This is a genomic window from Sandaracinaceae bacterium (assembly GCA_020633055.1).
Taxonomy (GTDB): Bacteria; Myxococcota_A; Polyangia; order Polyangiales; family Houyiibacteriaceae; genus JADJJE01.
Window position 1 is genome coordinate 244,161 of record JACKEJ010000010.1, and the last position, 15,930, is coordinate 260,090.

The following is a 15,930-nucleotide window of genomic DNA, read 5'->3' on the forward strand; positions in this document are numbered from 1 at the left end:
GGGGTCAACGGACCCGGGGTACGTGCTCGAACAGAAGCCCTGTGGGCGGGAGTTCCGAGATGTTGCAGCGAGAGACACGGAAGGTGGGCGTGCTGTGGGCGCTCTTGGCGTTCGCGTGTGGGACGACCGCGGTGGACGCGCGTGCTCAGGACGGAGAGGGCCAAGAAAGCACAGCCCCGACCCCCAGCGCGCGTGAGCTCTTTCGGCAGGGGCAGGTCGCCTACGAGAGCGGTGACTACGAGGAGGCGGCGCGTCTTTGGGAGCAGGCGTACACCGTCGAGGCGGTGCCGGCGCTGCAGTACAACCTGGCGCAAGCTTACGGTCGCCTCGGCCGCCTCAGCGAGGAGCTCGCGGCGCTGCAGCTCTTCGTGGCGCGGGCGGAGCCGGGGAACCCGCAGTTGGACTCGGCGCGCGCCCGCCTGGGCACGCTCCAGGAGCGCTTGGCGCGCACAGGCATTCAGCTCGAGGGCCAGCACCCTGGGGCGACCGTGCTGGTGGACGGTGAGGTGCGCGGTCAGATGCCCATCGACACCATCCTGCACGTCGGTCCCGGCAGCCACGTCCTGCTCGTCCAAGCGGATGGCTACCAGGACTTCCGCGCCACGGTGGCGGTGCCCGAGGGAGAGACCATCTCCGTCGCCGTGCTGCTGGAGGAGCATGATTCGGATGGGCGGTCGCTGACCGCGCCCATCGCGCTGTACGCGGCGGGTGGAGGCCTGGTGGTCGTGGGGGCCGTCCTCGGAGGGGTCGCGCTCTCCACGGCGAAGGGCGCCCGTGCGGGCTCGTCCGACGCAACGCGCGCTCGGGGGCTGGCCTTGGGCGCAGACCTCGCGATCGGCGCCGGAGTCGCGACCGCCGGCGTCGGGCTCGTCATCCACCTGCTCCGACGTCGCTCCTCGAGCGACGAAGAGGACGCGACCGAGGTCGCGCCCATCGCCGGTCGCGGGAACTTCGGCCTCCAGCTCACCCACACCTTCTGAACCATGCGTATGGCCAAGCACACTCCTCTCCTCTTCGGACTCCTGTCGACCGCGTGGCTGGCGACAGGGTGCTCCATCATCGTCGACGGCCAGCTGGACGACGCGCCTCGCGAGGTCCGCTGCGAAGAAGAGCCGGACGGCACCGAATGTGGTGACATGACCGACGGCATCCGGCGGGTTTGCCTCTCCGGGACGTGCCGCCTGAGCCAGTGCGGTGACGGCTACACCGACACGGAGAACGGCGAAGAGTGCGACGATGACGACGACGTGGCGGGGGACGGCTGCGAGCCGTCCAGCTGCTTGTTCAGCTGCAAGGTCGACGCGGACTGCGACGACGGAAACCTGTGCACCGGCGCCGAGACCTGTGACCTCGCCACCCACACCTGCATGCCTGGGACCCCGGGCACCGGGACGCCATGCACGCAGCCCGACAACGCTCCCGGCGTGTGCAACATGGGGCTGTGCGTGCCGGAAGGATGCGGTGACGGCGTACTCGACGGGGAGGAGTGCGACGACGGCAACCTGTTCGACAACGACGGCTGCGACTCCAACTGCACCTTCTCCTGCACGGCGGATGCGGACTGCGACGACGGCGACCTGTGTACCGGGACCGAGACCTGCAACCTGACCGAGCACGTGTGCGTGCCCGGCACGCCCGAGGTCTGCCCGGATGCCCCCGACGCGTGTCACGTCCAGGGGACCTGCCAGGCCGGCGTGGGCTGCCCCGCCCCGAACGACGCCACGCTGCTGATCGACCTGGACGGAGACGGATATGCCGCCACCGCGCTGGGCGCGTGCGGCACGGACTGCAACGACGGGGACGACGAGATCCACCCCGGGCACCCCGAGGTGTGTGGCGACGGCAAAGACAACAACTGCGAGAACGGACAGGCCGACGAGGCCGTCGTCACGTGGTACGCAGACTGCGACGGAGACGACTACGCGCTCTCGGGCGCCACCACGCGCATGTTGTGCAACAAGCCGCCGACGGACGCCGCCTCTACCGGGTGCCCCGACGGGAACGGCGACTGGACCACGCGCAACCCGAACTCGGCCGTGAACCGCGACTGCGCGGACCACGACTCCCGCGCGCATCCAGGGGCCTACCCCAGCACCGACCGCTCGACCTGGCCCACGTCGGCCATCCCCGGCACCAGCAGCTGGGACTGGAACTGCGACGGCACCTGGGAGCGCGCCTATCAGAGCTGCACCTCCACGTTCTGTTGCTTCATCCAGATCAACTGCAACTCGGCCATCACTTGTTGTGGCGGCGGGACCTACGGCTGGGTGGACGGCACGGAGCCCGGATGCGGGACGTCGGAGTACTACGAGCTGTGCGGGAACGAGGCCAGCAATGCGAACTGCCCCTCGGACGAGTACCGCCTGCAGCGCTGCCGCTGACGTGCGGGTCGCTCGCCGCGCAGGGCGGGCGACCCACCCAGGCACAGGCTGACGCGCGCAAGCCGCATCCCGCAGCGGAGGACGGTTGCCCCGCCTCACACCCCGGGACGCAGGCCGCTCAGGTCTCGCGTGAGGTGGCCACGGGGCGCACGCGGCACCACTCGCTGAAGCTGCCCACGTAGAGCGCGGCGCCCGGGAGGCCGGCGTGCGCCAGCGCGAGCAGGCCGTGGCAGGCGGTCACCCCGCTGCCGCAGGAGAGCACCAGGTCGCTCGCTGGGCGGCCCTGCAAGAGGGCCTCGTACTGGGCGCGCAGCTCCGCGGGCGGCAAGAAGCATCCGTCCGGGCCCAGGTGCTGTGTGAGCGGGTGGTTGAGCGCGCCGGGGATGTGCCCCGCCACAGGGTCGATGGGCTCCTCCTCACCGCGGTAGCGGGGCGCGCTGCGCACGTCGACCAGCACGTGGGTTCCCGTCGCCTGCGCGGCCTCGACGCCGGCGAGGTCCACCGTGGGCAGCGCGTAGGCCGCGGTGGGGTACGGCGCCTTGCCGTCCCAGTGGGCTTCCCCGGACTCGCAGGGCAGCCCCGCAGCACGCGCGGCGGCCCACCCACCGTCCAGCACGGCGACGCGCGTGTGGCCGGCGGCGCGCAGCATCCACCAGGCGCGGGCGGCGGCGTTGGCGCCCCCCATGTCGTCGTAGACCACCACGTCGTCGTCGGGGCCGATGCCCAGGCGGCCCAGGGTCTCGGCCCAGCGCGCGATGGGCGGCAGCGGGTGGCGTCCACCGCGCGCCGGGTCGTCGGGCGCGGAGAGGTCGCTCTCCAGGTCCACGAAGCGCGCGCCGCGCAGGTGCTCGGCGAGGTAGCGGGCGCGCGCGTCGGGGCCGCTGCGCGCGTCGAGCAGGATCGTGGGGGGAGCGCGCAACTCGGGCGCGTTCGGGTCGACAAGGGCGGTGGAGATCACGCCGTGAATGTACCTCACCCTGGGCACCCCTCGCTGGAGCGCAACTCAGCCTGGTGCGCACACATCGCACATGTGGCCGAAAGTGATTGTATACATACGCCTTGCGACACTCACTTACATAAGCCACGGTGCGCGCCCGTGACTGCTCCGACGTGCAAGCTCCGGAGTCGCCTCGCGAGGGTGGCGGCGCTCATGACGGTGGGAATCGCGCTCGCGGGGACCTCCCCTGTCCGCGCAGACGAGCCCGCGCCGAGCCCGACGACCGACGGCCGACTGGTCGCGCTCCCCGCAACGACCACGGGCGACCTCGCGGAGGCCCGCGAGTGGGCAGCGGCGCTCCGGCGCGTATTGGCTGCGGAGACCCTGACTGTCGTCCCCAACGACGAGGCGAGCGGCACCTTCGAGGCGCGCGTGTCCTCCCCCGCGGTGGCGCTGAGCGCGTCCGACATCGAACGCTGGGTCGCGCGGTCCCAGTCCGCGGTGCGACACCTGGCTCGCGCCGACTACGACCGCGCGCGCGCGGACCTGCTCGAGGCCCACGCCCTCGCCAGCGGAGCCGCCGACGAGCTGAACCGCGAGGCAGAGCGCGCGCGCCAGGTGCTCGACACCTGCCTCTACATGGTGCGCGCATACGTGGAGACGCGCGACGACGAGAGCGCCATGAACCAAGCGCGTGCGTGTCGTCAGCTGGTGCCCGGCGCCGAGCCGAGCCCCTACCGCCACACGCCCGAGGTGCGCGACATCATCGCCCGCGTCGACCGCAACATGGCCGCCGAGGCGCCCGGACAGCTGGTGGTCACCAGCGAGCCGAGTGGCTGCGCGGTGCGGCTGAACGGCATCGCGTTCGGGGTGACGCCGTTCCGCATGGACGACCTCGCGGCTGGCGAGTACCGGCTGCAGGTCGAGTGCGACGACGTCGAGCGCGGGCGCATCCGACGTCTGCGAGTGAACGCAGGGGAGACGACGGTGCACGTGGATGGCGCGTTCGACACGGCGATCCGCTCGCGACCCGGGCTGGGGCTCGTGTACGACGGTGCGGATCAGGCCTTTGCGCTCGCCGGCCCCCACGCCCTGGCCGTCGCGGCGGCGCTCGACGTGAGCGAGGCGTGGCTGGTGTGGGTGGTCGAGCCGGGGCGCGTGCGCGTGGACCGCGTGACCAGGACGGACGTCACGAGCGTTTGGCTCCGAGCAGCGCTCGCCCAGCCGAGCGACGCAGACGCCACGCTCCGCACCGCGGTGCGTCACCTGCGTGCCGGTCGCAGCCTGGACCTCGAGCGGCCAGAGGCACAGCCCGGGCAGGGCTTGCGGGTGCCCGCAAGCGCGCCCACGCCCGAGACGGGAGCGCCGGTCGTCGACGACGCTCCGAGCGATGGAGGCCCCGACTCGGGCCATCCACCGCGGTCGAACGGTCGCCGCGTGGCGCTGGGCATCACCTCTGGAGTGAGCGCTGCCGCGCTGGTGGGCGCGCTCGGGCTACACATCGCGCGCCTCCACCGTGGCGAGGCCTTTGCGCTGTATTTCACGCTGTCTCGCCAAGCCGCCTGGATCGACCTACGGCTACCCAGCACGCTCCTCGCCGCCGGCGGCGGCGCCTTGGCGCTGGCCACGTTGCCCGGCCTGCTGCCCGAGCGGGAGGGAGTCCCGCCGGGCGCCTGGATCGCGGGTGCTGTGGGGGTTGGACTCGCCGCCGCCAGCGTCGGCAGTGTACTCGCGCGCGAGTCGTGCTCGGACTTCGGTATGGACCGCCGCGCCTGCATCGAACGCGAACAAGCGGGTGACCGCGCCATCCTTCTCGCGGCGGGCGCGGCTCCGCTGATGCTCGCGCCGCTCGTGTACGCGCTGCGGCCCGCGCGGGTCACGCCCGAGCTCGAGGTGTCACGCGCCGGAGCGTGGCTGTCCGTGCGGGGCACGTTCTGAAAACACGCCAGTGCACGCAACGGGCGGAGCCGAGCGCCGAGAACGCCGCGTGATGAATCAACACCTTGCATTCAAGGGGGAAAGACTGTGAAGAACTCGAGAACACTCATGTGCCCGCTGGCGTGCGCGCTCGGCTTGGCGCTCATCGCTCAGGGCTGTCGCGAAGACCTCGGCTGCCCGCCCGGCACCATCATGGTGGGAGACGTCTGTGAGGACGCCCCGGACATGGGCGTCACACCCGACGCGAGCGATGACGGCGGATGCGTTCCGTCCGCCTACTACCCGGACCTGGATGGCGACGGACTCGGCGCTGGCGAGGCCGTGAGCACCTGCACGGCGCCCGAGGGCTACGTCGACAACGCGGACGACTGCGACGACGACTGCGACGTGTGCGGCAACGGAGAGGAACTGTGCGACGGCGAGGACAACGACTGCGACGGCGAGACGGACGAAGCCATCGAGGTCGTGTGCGGCACGAACGCGGGCGAGTGCTCCACGGGCGTACAGCACTGCGTCGGAGGCGTGCTGGGCGAGTGTGAAGGCGGCGTCATGCCTGCCATCGCCGAGGTGTGCGAGGGATCGAAAGACGAGAACTGCGACGGCGAGGTCGATGAGGACTGCACCTGCGCCGCGGGTGAGACGCGGCAGTGCGGCACCGACGTGGGTGAGTGCTCGTTCGGCACGCAGGCCTGCACCGCCGCAGGTGTGTTCGGCGAGTGCGAGGGCGCGGTCGTCCCCACCGCCGAGCTCTGTAATGGGCTGGACGACAACTGCAACGGCGTGGAAGACGACGGAAACCCCGGCGGCGGTGCTGTCTGCGGAACCGACGCCGGACAGTGCTCCCCTGGGCGTACGGCATGCGTGCACGGCGAGCTGGCGTGCATGGGCGGTATCAGGCCGATGACGGAGGTCTGCAACGGGTTGGACGACGACTGCGACGGTGTCGACGACAACGGCGTGACCACCACGTTCTACCGCGATGCCGACAGCGACACGTACGGAAATCCGAACCTCACGATGGTCGCCTGCAGCGCCCCCGTGGGTTACGTCGCAAACGACCAAGACTGCGATGACACCTGCGCCGCCTGCCATCCCGGTGGGACGGAGGTGTGCGACGAGCGGAACAACGACTGCGACGCGCTGACCGACGAGGGCGTCGCGACGACGTACTACCAAGATTCGGACTCCGACTCGCGAGGCAATCCCGCCGTTTCCGTGCAGGCGTGCATCGCACCTCTCGGCTACGTGACCAACAGCATGGACTGCAACGACGCCTGCAACGTCTGTTGGTCTGGCAACCCCGAGGTCTGCGACGGGTTCGACAACAACTGCATGGGGGGTGTGGACGAAGGCGTGCTGACCACGTTCTACCGTGACGCCGACATGGACTCGCGCGGCAATCCGGCCATGTCCACGACCGCGTGCACGGCGCCGAACGGCTACGTCGCCAACGCCGACGACTGCAACGACTCCTGCGACACCTGCTGGACGGGCAACGCCGAGTCGTGCGACGCGATCGACAACAACTGCACGGCCGGCGTCGACGAGGGCTTTGCGTGCGTCCAGGGCAGCCCCCAACCGTGCACGACGACCTGCGGAACCACGGGCACGGGCGTGTGCTCCGCAGCCTGTCTGCTGCCTGGACCGGCCACCTGTACGCCGCCGCCGGAGAGCTGCAACGCCATCGACGAGGATTGCGACAGCGTGCTGGACGAAGGTCTGATCGCGCGCGTGAGCCAGGGAGGAGTGTCGTTGGGTTCCGACGCGAGGCTGGCGCGCAGCGCGGACGGGTACGTCGGGGTGCACCGACGTGGCGCCTCCACGTACGCCTACCGAGTCGACGCTGAGGGTGAGGTCCGTGGGGATCCCGACACCTACGTGAGCATCGAGACCGCCAGCGTCGTCTCCGTGGACATCGATCGCATCTCGAACACGGCATGGGCCGTCGTCAGCACGATCGAAGGCGTTGGCGTGAGCGGGCGCATCCTGGGCCTGAACGCCTCCGCGAACCCGACCATCAACGACAGCGAATCTGCGACCGACGCCAATGCGAGCGGCGTCGCGCGCATCGCGGCGAACGCGGTGACCGATGGGTTCGCGATCTACCAAGCGGGCAGCGCCGTTCGCCTCGCTCGACTCGACTTCATCGGTGCGGCGCCTACCCCGACGACCATGCCCGGCGCCCAGCCGCGGGCCGAGCTGGGCATGGACATCGCGGCGCTCGGGACGGTGCAGCTGGGCTACGTCGCAGCCTGGGTGACGGGCGCTTCGCCACAGGTCCAGCTGGCGCTGATCTCCTCGGCCGGGGCGATCACGAGTCAGGCCGCCCTGGGCGCAGGGTCCAACCCGAGCATCGAAGTCGACGACGACGGGAATGTCGGTGTGGTGTACGTCGGGATCGACAACCTCCCTCGCTTCCATCATCTGACGGCGGCCCTGATGTGCCTCGACGGCGGCGGAGAACGGAGCACATGTGCGAGGACGCTGGGCACGCGGGCGGTCAACGCGCCGTCGGGAGGCTTCGTGAGTCGCCGTACGCTGGACATCGCAGCGGACGGGGGCGAGTTCTGGATTGCGGCCCGTGTCTTGGAGGGTGAGCAGGTCTTCCGCGTCAGTCGGTCGACCACCCACGACAGCATCTTCCGCACCGTGACAGATGCGGCCACGCTCTTCATGAGCGTCGCTGCGCGCGATGGTCGCGCCCTTGTCCTGAGGGGTTCGTCAGCGTACACGCACGATCCCTTCGGCTGCCCGTAACCAACGCTCCTCGCAAGCAGGCGCGCGGGTCGCGGGGGCTACACCCCGCGGCCCGTCAGCCGCTGCAGGATGCGCTGGAACTGGGGGACGCTGAGGTCCACGTGCTCCACCACCCGCCCGTAGAGCGTGGCGGTGGGCACGTTACGACCCGGGAACTCCTTCTGGGTCTCGTGCAGGCAGTAGAGCACCACGCGCTCGACGCGGGTGAGGCCGTCGCGGACGTCGGGGACGAGGTCGTCGGGGTCGAGGGGCATGGTGGCGGGCTCAGCGCTGCCCGAACTGGTCGAGCACCCAGTCGCTGAGGGGGGGCACCACCTCGCCGGGCTGGAGCGGCATGATGCACCAACGCAGTAGGTGCAGGCCCAGCGGGATGTGCACCCACGCGTCGTCCAGGTAGGCGCGCACCAGGGGCGGCGGGGTCAGGCCCAGCTCGTCGGGCTCGCTGGGGGCCCACTCCACGCGGCGGTTGAACTCGCGCGCGGCGATGACGGCGACGAAGTCGCACAGGGCCTGGAAGGTCGCCGGCGCGATGTAGCGGATGGGCCCGGGACGCAGCGACACCAGCGCGTGCTCGAGGGCCGCCAGGCTGTCGCAGGTGGGCTCGGGCGCGGGCAGACCGAGGTGCTCGGGCGCCAGCTTGGCCAGGTGTGCGTAGAGGGCCCCGGGGCGCTCACCGAAGACGGCGTCGCCCAGGCGCTCGCGCAGCGCGCTCTCGAGGGCCGCGGCGCGCTGTCCGGCCTCGCCCTCGGGCAGCCGGATGTCCGCCTGGTACGCACTGAGAGGCTCGTCGGGCACCTCGTGCCCGTGCTGCTGGGCCTCGCCGCGCAGGTGGGCCAGGGCGTCGCGCCAACCCTGGCCGGCGCGCACACCGTCGAGGGAGACCGGAGCCAGCCCGAAGGCCCGCAGCGCGGCCGGCACGTCGCCCCCGATGTCGTCGAACACGGTGAGCCGCAGCGAGCACAGCTCCTGCGTGAGCTCGCGCAGCTCGGACGCGGGGCGCGACAGCTCGGCCAGCAGGGCCGCCTCCACGCGCGGGCGCAGGCCGGCGTGCAGCGACGCCGCGCCCCCCGGGCTGCGCCAGCAGGTGAGCACCAGGCCGCGCCCATCGGGCTCGGACACCTCCAGCACGCGCGCGTGCAGCGGCTCGAGCGGCAGGCGCGGTGTGGGCCGGGACAGCGCAGGGAAGAGCTCCTGGAGCGTGCCCTCGGGGGCCGTGGCGGGCTGGGGGTCTTGGCTGTCGTGGTCGGTCGAGGCGCTCATGAGTCTCGGGGACGCTAGCAGCCGCACGGCCCCGTGTCCCTCCGGCTGGCGAACGCGAGAGGCGCGTCGTGGCAGGCTCACGGAACGAGAGGCCGCGCGGCGGCTAGGCCAAGCCCCCGCCCGCGCTGCGCAGATGCGCAGCTGGTGCTGCTGGCCGCGCATCGGCACCCTCACCAGGAGCGCCTCGGCCTGTGGGCTCGCCTGCGCCGCAGGGTGCGGGCCTTCCGTGCCCGGCGTGGCGCTTCCGTCGAGTAATGCACCCAAACGCGCGGGGCTGATATCCTTCCCGCGATGCTCGTGTGCCCCACCTGCCGGCTGAACCACCCCGACACCGCCGAGGTGTGTCTGGTGGACGGAACGCCGCTGCAGAACGTGGCGGACCCGCGGCTGGGGTCACTGGTGGGCGGCTGCTACCGCATCGAGCGGGTGGTGGGCTCGGGCGGCATGGCCACGGTCTACGCCGCCACCCACACGCTCAAGCCCGGCCGCCTGGTGGCCATCAAGATCCTGCACCCGCGGTTCGCAGACGACACCAAGGTGCGCACCCGGCTGGAGCGCGAGGCGCGCGCCGCGGCCACGGTGGCGCACCCCAACGTGGTGGACGTCTACGACTTCGGCCTCACCGAAGACGGCGTGCCCTACCTGGTGTGCGAGCTGCTGGTGGGCAGCCCGCTCGACCGCTACCGCAAGAGCCACAAGCTGAGCGTCGCCGACGCCGCCGGACTGGGTCTGCAGGTGGCCCGCGGCCTCGGGCGCGCCCACGACCTGGGCGTGGTGCACCGCGACGTGAAGCCGGAGAACATCTTCGTGTGCCAGAGCGAAGACGGCGAGCCGGTGGTGAAGCTGGTGGACTTCGGTATCGCGCTGGCCAACGACGAGTCCCGCCTGACGGCCGCGGGGCACTTCGTGGGCAGCCCGCAGTACATGTCGCCGGAGCGCTTCAAGGGCGACGCGGATACGCCGGCCACGGACATCTACTCGCTGGGCGTGGTGCTGTACGAGCTGCTGACGGGCACGCCCCTGTTCGAGGCCAGCACGCTGTCTGGCTATCTGCTGCTGCACCTCGAGCAGGCGCCACCGGACGTACGCAAGCGGCAGCCCACGTGCCCCGAGGGGCTGGCGCGGCTGGTGCACGAGATGCTGGCCAAGCAACCCGCGGACCGCCCCGCCGACGTGCACGTGGTGGAGCGCCGGTTGCTGCCGTTCACGGCGCACAAGTCGCGCGTGGAGCGGCGCGTCAGCGCCAACGCGCTGGACGACTCGAAGGTGCGGTCCAAGGACACCGACCTGGACGCGTGGGCGCGGCGCGTGAGCGTGTACGGCGAGATGCTGCGCACGGCCTGGCCATCGGGCGCCCCGCGCGAGGTCCAGGCGCTGGTGCTGGAGCTGGACCAGACGGTGAAGAACCTGCGCGAGGCGCGCGGGACGGACCACGCGCTGGTGGCGCAGCTGGAGCACCTGGACGGCGAGCTGCGCCTGCGACGCGACCAGCTGGGGCGGGCCATCTCCACGCTGGCCGCCGACCTGAGCGAGGCCCGCGCCGACTTCCGCGCGCGCTGCGCCCACCCCGACGCGTGGCGCGCGCAGCTGGAGCGCGCCCAGGCGCTCCAGGCAGAGCAGCCGCACGTACCCGACTCCGAGATCCTCGCGTGCATGCGCCAAGCCACGGCGTCCTACGGCGAGTGGGTGCGTGCCTGGGAGGCCACCCCCATCAAGGACCTGATGTTCCAGCTGGAGCAGCTGCGCAAGCAGCAGGAGGAGGTCGAGGCCAACGCGCGCAAGCGGCAGGCCGAGGTCGCCGTGCGCGCGACACACCGCAGCATCGCGCGCAACGAGTCCGAGGTCGCGCTGCTCCGCATCTCGCACGAACTCAACACGCGCCTGCGCCCCATCGAGGCCGTGCGTGCTCACTTCGAGCGCCTGAGCTGACGTCGATGACGAAGAGGAGCACAGCCCGATGAGCGCGCCCCCTCCGCCGCGCTGGCTCAGCAGCGCCCGTGGCCGTCGCTTCGCGAACCCCGAGGTCATCGGCACGGGCGCTGGCGGGACCGTGTATCGAACGTTCGATCACGAGCGCAACGGCGTGGTGGCGGTGAAAGGGTTGCGGGAACCGAACCCAGACTCGGTGGCGGGGCTCAAGCGCGAGTTCCGCGCGCTGAACCGTTTGCAGCACCCAAACCTGCTGCAACTCCACGAGCTGCTCTATTGGGACGGCGAGTGGCTGCTGACGATGGAGTGCATCGACGGCCAGAACTTCCTCGAGTGGGTGCGCCCCGGCTACCAAAGCCACCGCGCCGCGAGCCGCGACACCAGCCGCGCCACCCCAGCGGACCCCTCCCCGACGGGCGCGGGCTCGGCGTCGCACAGCACGCTGGCCACGGGGGTGTTGGACGAAGCCAGGCTGCGCGACGCGCTCGGGCAGCTGGTCCTCGGGCTGGACGTGGTGCATCGCTCGGGGCGCCTGCACCGCGACATCAAACCGTCCAACGTGCTCGTGACGAACGGCGGCCGCGTGGTGCTGTGCGACTTCGGCTTGGTGACCGAGATGCAAGCCGCGGCGAGCGGCGCGGCGGTCGTCGGCACGCCCTCGTACATGTCGCCCGAGCAGGCCGCTGGCGCGCCACTCGGGGCTGCGTCGGACCTCTACGCGGTGGGCGTGATGCTCTACGAAGCGCTCGCGGGGCTGCGGCCGTTCGCGGGCGAGTCCGAAGAGATCATGCAGCGCAAGCAGCGCGTGGTGCCCGTCTCGCCCGGACAGCTCGCGAGCACGCGCGTCCCGGTCGACCTCGAGCACCTGGCCATGCGCTTGCTCTCCATCGACCCGGCGCAACGGCCGACAGCGAGCGACGTGCGGGCCGCCTTGGGGGAGCCTCTCGGGCCGCCACCGCTCGCCGCAGAGCCGCCGTTCGTGGGGCGCGTCGCCGCGCTCGCCACCATGCACGGCGTGCTCGGCCGGGTGCGCACCTCCGGTCGTGGGCACTCGCTGTTGGTGCAGGGCCCCGCGGGTATCGGCAAGAGCGCGCTGCTGCGACAGTTCGCGGACGAGGTCGCCAGCAGCGAAGAGGCCAACGTGCTCATGGGCGCCTGCTACGAGCGGGAGTTCGTCCCACACCGCGCGCTGGACGAGGTCATGGACGCGCTCTCCACGCACCTGCGAGCGACTGACGTGGACCTCGCGAGCATCCTCGAGCCCGAGGAGCTGCAACCGCTGCTCACCCTGTTCCCCATGCTCGCTCGCGTCCCTGGGCTCACGGTGCCTCCGCTCTGGCGCGGACACGAGCCCGCCACGCTCGACCCGCGCGAGATACGCCAAAGGGCCTTCGAGGCGCTGCGACGGCTGATCACGACCACGGGCCACGGCAAGCCGTGGCTGATGATCGTAGACGACCTCCAGTGGGGCGACGAAGAGAGCCTTCCGATCCTGAGCGCGCTGCTCGGACACCCCGCCACCACACCGCTGCTCTTCGTGGGCGCCATGAGCGTGCCGGAGGACGACGCAGACACGGGCCCGGCGCACCAAGAGATGATGCGTCGCCCCCAGGCGTTCGGCGGGGTCACACGCATCGACCTCGACGTGCTGACGCGCGACGACACGGAGCGGCTCGCCAGCAGCTGGCTGGGAGAGACGGCCACACCCGAGCTGACACGCGAGATCGCCAAGCGGGCAAAGGGCATCCCGAGCGAGGTGCGCAAGCTGGCGGACCGGGTCTCCAGCGGGCAGACCACCCTCGACGGCGCCGCCGAGACCGACGCCGTCGAGGCTCGGATCCGGGGGCTGACGGGCGAAGCGTCGCGGCTCCTCTCCGCGCTGTCGCTCGCCACCCATCGCGAGACCCTGCGCGTCCTCTTGCGCGCCCTCGGGGGACTGGCGAATCAGGAGCACGCGCTCGCGACGTTGCGGCGACATGACTTGGTGCGCGCCATCCCCGCCGGTCAAGAGGTGCAGCTGGAAGTGAGCGAGGACCGTGTGCGCGCGACGGCGCGCGCGCGCTTGGGCCCGGACGAGCGCGTGAACCTCCACCTGGCGCTACACGCTGCCGTGAGCGCCATCCGACCCACCGACTACGAGACTCAGCTGTTCCACGCGCGCGCTGCCGGCCTACACGGGCTCGCGTCCGAGCACGCTCTCTCGGCAGCCGCTGCGGCGCAGCGTGCGCTGCGCTTCGAACGCGGAGCCCGCTTCGCCCAGATGGCGGTGCAGGTGCTGCCCCACGAGCAGGTCAGCTTCGCCATGCGGCGCACGCTGGCGGAGGCGCTCGCCCTCGCCGGGCGTGGGGCCGAGGCGGGGCGCGCGTACGTCCGCGCCGCAGACTCGGCACCGACCGACGCCCTGGCACAGGAGTGCCGGCGGATCGGCGCGGGTCACCTCCTGCGCAGCGGGTACCTGGACGAAGGAGAGGCCGCGATGAACGCCCAGCTCGCGGCGTTGGGAGCCGACCCCCTCGACGTCCCGGACGGCCTCGTGTCGCGCGTGGTGGCGGCGGCCACCGCGCGGTCGCGGCAGGTGCTCGGAGGGCACGAGCGGGGTCGCGGCGACATCGGGCCCGAGGCAGAGCTGGTGGACACCCTCTGGGAGGCCGTCACCGGCCTGGCCCTGGTCGACCCGGCCCGCGCGGGCTGGCTCCAGCTGCGCCACCAGCGCCACGCGCGCCGGCTGGGTGACCCGGGTCGGCTCGCACGCGCCCTGTGGTCGGAGGCGGTCATGACCGGGCTGAGGGGGCGCGGCGCCCCCGGCGAGCTCGACGGCGTGCTGGCGCGCGCCGTGAGCCTGACGCCTGGCGACCCAGACGCGCGCGCGCGCATGGCCGTGCTCCAGCCGCTGGTGCGGGGCGTGTTGAGCCTGGCCGCTGGCGAATACCCGATGGCGCGCGGCCAGCTGGCGCGTGCCCTGCGTGTGGCCCGCGAGCGCGGTCCCGCGCAGGCCTGGGACATCGCCGTGGCGGAGACGCACATGCTCTGGGCCATGGCGCAGCTGGGCGAGCTGCGGACGATGTCCACGCGCATCCAGGCGCTGCTGGCGGATGCCGAGCCGCGCGCCGACCGCTTCTTCGAGTCGATGCTGACGACGGGCCCGTGCACCCTGGCCAAGCTGGCCGAGGGCGACCCCGCAGAGGTGCTGCGCCGCGCCGAGCGGGCACGTCACACGTGGGAGCGACACGCTGCACCTCTCCCGTGCGCGCTCGCGGACCTCGGCACCGTCTACGCGCACCTCTACCGCGGGGACACCGAACAGGCCGAACAGTGCGCCCACACCATGCTCGGCGCCGACCTACCTCGCGCGCGCCTGGGCGTACAACACCTGGACGCCGAGCTGGCGTTCGCGCGTGGACTCGCTGCGCTCGCCACGGCCCGGGCGCCACACTCCCCCATGCGCCATCGCCAGGCGCTGACGCACGTGGAGCGTTCGGCGGCCGCCATCCGCGCGCACGCGGGTCCGCCGCACCACGTGCTCTCGCGCCTCCTCGACGGCCTCGCGCTGACGGTGAAACGTCGTGAACCCGAGGCGATGGTGGCGCTGCGCGAGGCGGAAGGCGAGCTGCGTCGCCGTGGCATGGCGACGCTGGCGACGGTGACGCGCGCCGCGCACGGCGTGGCCCTCGGCGGAGACGCCGGCGCGGCGTTCGTGGAGCAGGCGCGGCACGACCTGCGAGCGTTCGGTGCGCAGCATCCCGACGCGCTCCTGAGCATCTGGATGGGTCCGCGGCGCCCCGAATGAACGCGCGCGCGGCTTGATCGGGTCTCGACGAGGAGATAGAACACGTTCTAGTCTCGACGGCCGCCGCGCACCCCCGCGCTGCGCCGCGCTCGGGAACTTGCTGGAGAGCACCGTGTTCACTTCCGATCAACTCACCATCGAACGCGACGGGCACGTCGTCACCCTGACGATGAACCGCCCCGAGAAGCGCAACGCCTTCGGCCTCGAGATGCTCATCGCGATGGCTGACGCCTTCCAGATGTGCGACGACGACACCGACGTGCGCGCCATCATCCTGACGGGCGCGGGCGGGCACTTCTGCGCCGGGTCCGACCTGAAGGAGAACCAGCTGGGCCAGAAGGACGAGCGCACGCTCATGCTCCAGGAGCGCTTCAAGACCGAGCCGCGCATCCACTGGAAGGCGCTGCTGCGCGAGTACCGTCCGGCCGCGCCCGTGATCGCCGCGGTCGAGGGCTTCGCCGTCGCGGGCGGCACGGAGATCTTGCAGGGCACGGATCTGCGCGTGGCGGGCAAGAGCGCGACCTTCGGCGTGACCGAGGCCGCCCTCGGGCTGTTCCCGCTGGGGGGCTCCACCATCCGGCTGCGCCGCCAGATCGGGTATGCGCGAGCCGCCGAGATGCTGCTCGCCGCGCGGCGCATCGACGCCGAGACCGCCGAGCGGTGGGGACTCATCAACTACGTGGTCGAAGACGGCCAGGCGCTCGACAAGGCGCGCGAGCTCGCGACTCGCGTGGCGGCCTGCGGTCCGCTAGCGGTGCGGGCCATCAAGCGCAGCTTGGTGGAGAGCGACGGGCTTACCGAGGCCGATGCGCTGGCCCAGGAAGAGGCGCTGGGCGCCCCGGTGTTTCGCAGCGCCGACGCCAAGGAGGGCCCGACCGCCTTCTTCGAGAAGCGCAAGCCCGTCTTCACGGGGAAGTGACGTCCGCCCCGGTGTGCGCGGC

The 15,930-nt window shown here is 71.8% G+C and carries 10 protein-coding genes; 7 read left to right on the top strand and 3 right to left on the bottom strand.

Translation table 11 applies throughout. The annotated features are described in order from the left end of the window. Positions 1 to 59 precede the first annotated feature (59 nt). Positions 60 to 980 (top strand): PEGA domain-containing protein, encoded by a 921-nt coding sequence (locus H6726_23475; protein MCB9660626.1) that lies wholly within the window; start codon positions 60 to 62, stop codon positions 978 to 980. Between the two features lie 3 nt (positions 981 to 983). Beyond that, on the top strand, positions 984 to 2,381 hold the full coding sequence (locus tag H6726_23480) for a hypothetical protein (GenBank protein MCB9660627.1): 1,398 nt from the start codon (positions 984 to 986) through the stop codon (positions 2,379 to 2,381). Between the two features lie 118 nt (positions 2,382 to 2,499). On the opposite strand, the gene H6726_23485 is transcribed toward H6726_23480, so the two are convergent. Then, entirely contained in the window at positions 2,500 to 3,336 is an 837-nt protein-coding gene (locus tag H6726_23485; GenBank protein MCB9660628.1) for a sulfurtransferase, read from the bottom strand. Positions 3,337 to 3,531: 195 nt separating this feature from the next. On the opposite strand from H6726_23485, the gene H6726_23490 reads away from it, so the two are divergent. Next, positions 3,532 to 5,256: a PEGA domain-containing protein gene (locus H6726_23490; GenBank protein ID MCB9660629.1), complete on the top strand. Its 1,725-nt coding sequence runs from the start codon at positions 3,532 to 3,534 to the stop codon at positions 5,254 to 5,256. Positions 5,257 to 5,343: 87 nt separating this feature from the next. Further along, positions 5,344 to 8,013 carry a putative metal-binding motif-containing protein gene (locus H6726_23495; GenBank protein MCB9660630.1) on the top strand — a complete coding sequence of 890 codons (2,670 nt, stop codon included), beginning with the start codon at positions 5,344 to 5,346 and terminating at the stop codon, positions 8,011 to 8,013. A 38-nt stretch (positions 8,014 to 8,051) separates the two neighbouring features. Here the strand turns inward: H6726_23495 and H6726_23500 are convergent, their stop codons facing one another. Then, positions 8,052 to 8,267, bottom strand: coding sequence for a hypothetical protein (locus H6726_23500; GenBank protein MCB9660631.1), 216 nt, complete (start codon positions 8,265 to 8,267; stop codon positions 8,052 to 8,054). A 10-nt stretch (positions 8,268 to 8,277) separates the two neighbouring features. After that, a complete protein-coding gene (locus H6726_23505; GenBank protein MCB9660632.1) occupies positions 8,278 to 9,273 on the bottom strand; it encodes a hypothetical protein in 996 nt (331 codons plus the stop codon). Positions 9,274 to 9,564: 291 nt separating this feature from the next. Between H6726_23505 and H6726_23510 the strand changes: the two genes are divergently transcribed. The 3 genes from H6726_23510 (at position 9,565) to H6726_23520 (ending at position 15,908) form a co-directional block, all read left to right on the top strand. Continuing rightward, entirely contained in the window at positions 9,565 to 11,202 is a 1,638-nt protein-coding gene (locus H6726_23510; GenBank protein MCB9660633.1) for a protein kinase, read from the top strand. A 28-nt stretch (positions 11,203 to 11,230) separates the two neighbouring features. After that, a complete protein-coding gene (locus tag H6726_23515) occupies positions 11,231 to 14,989 on the top strand; it encodes an AAA family ATPase (GenBank protein ID MCB9660634.1) in 3,759 nt (1,252 codons plus the stop codon). A 112-nt stretch (positions 14,990 to 15,101) separates the two neighbouring features. Further along, positions 15,102 to 15,908, top strand: coding sequence for a crotonase/enoyl-CoA hydratase family protein (locus tag H6726_23520; GenBank protein MCB9660635.1), 807 nt, complete (start codon positions 15,102 to 15,104; stop codon positions 15,906 to 15,908). Positions 15,909 to 15,930: the final 22 nt, after the last annotated feature.

What these genes read in the sequence shown, in the direction of transcription:
- H6726_23475 (MCB9660626.1), top strand. Translation starts at nt 60, where the DNA reads ATGTTGCAGCGAGAGACACGGAAGGTGGGCGTGCTGTGGGCGCTCTTG.
- H6726_23480 (MCB9660627.1), top strand. Translation starts at nt 984, where the DNA reads ATGCGTATGGCCAAGCACACTCCTCTCCTCTTCGGACTCCTGTCGACC.
- H6726_23490 (MCB9660629.1), top strand. Translation starts at nt 3,532, where the DNA reads ATGACGGTGGGAATCGCGCTCGCGGGGACCTCCCCTGTCCGCGCAGAC.
- H6726_23500 (MCB9660631.1), bottom strand. Translation starts at nt 8,267, where the DNA reads ATGCCCCTCGACCCCGACGACCTCGTCCCCGACGTCCGCGACGGCCTC.
- H6726_23505 (MCB9660632.1), bottom strand. Translation starts at nt 9,273, where the DNA reads ATGAGCGCCTCGACCGACCACGACAGCCAAGACCCCCAGCCCGCCACG.
- H6726_23510 (MCB9660633.1), top strand. Translation starts at nt 9,565, where the DNA reads ATGCTCGTGTGCCCCACCTGCCGGCTGAACCACCCCGACACCGCCGAG.
- H6726_23515 (MCB9660634.1), top strand. Translation starts at nt 11,231, where the DNA reads ATGAGCGCGCCCCCTCCGCCGCGCTGGCTCAGCAGCGCCCGTGGCCGT.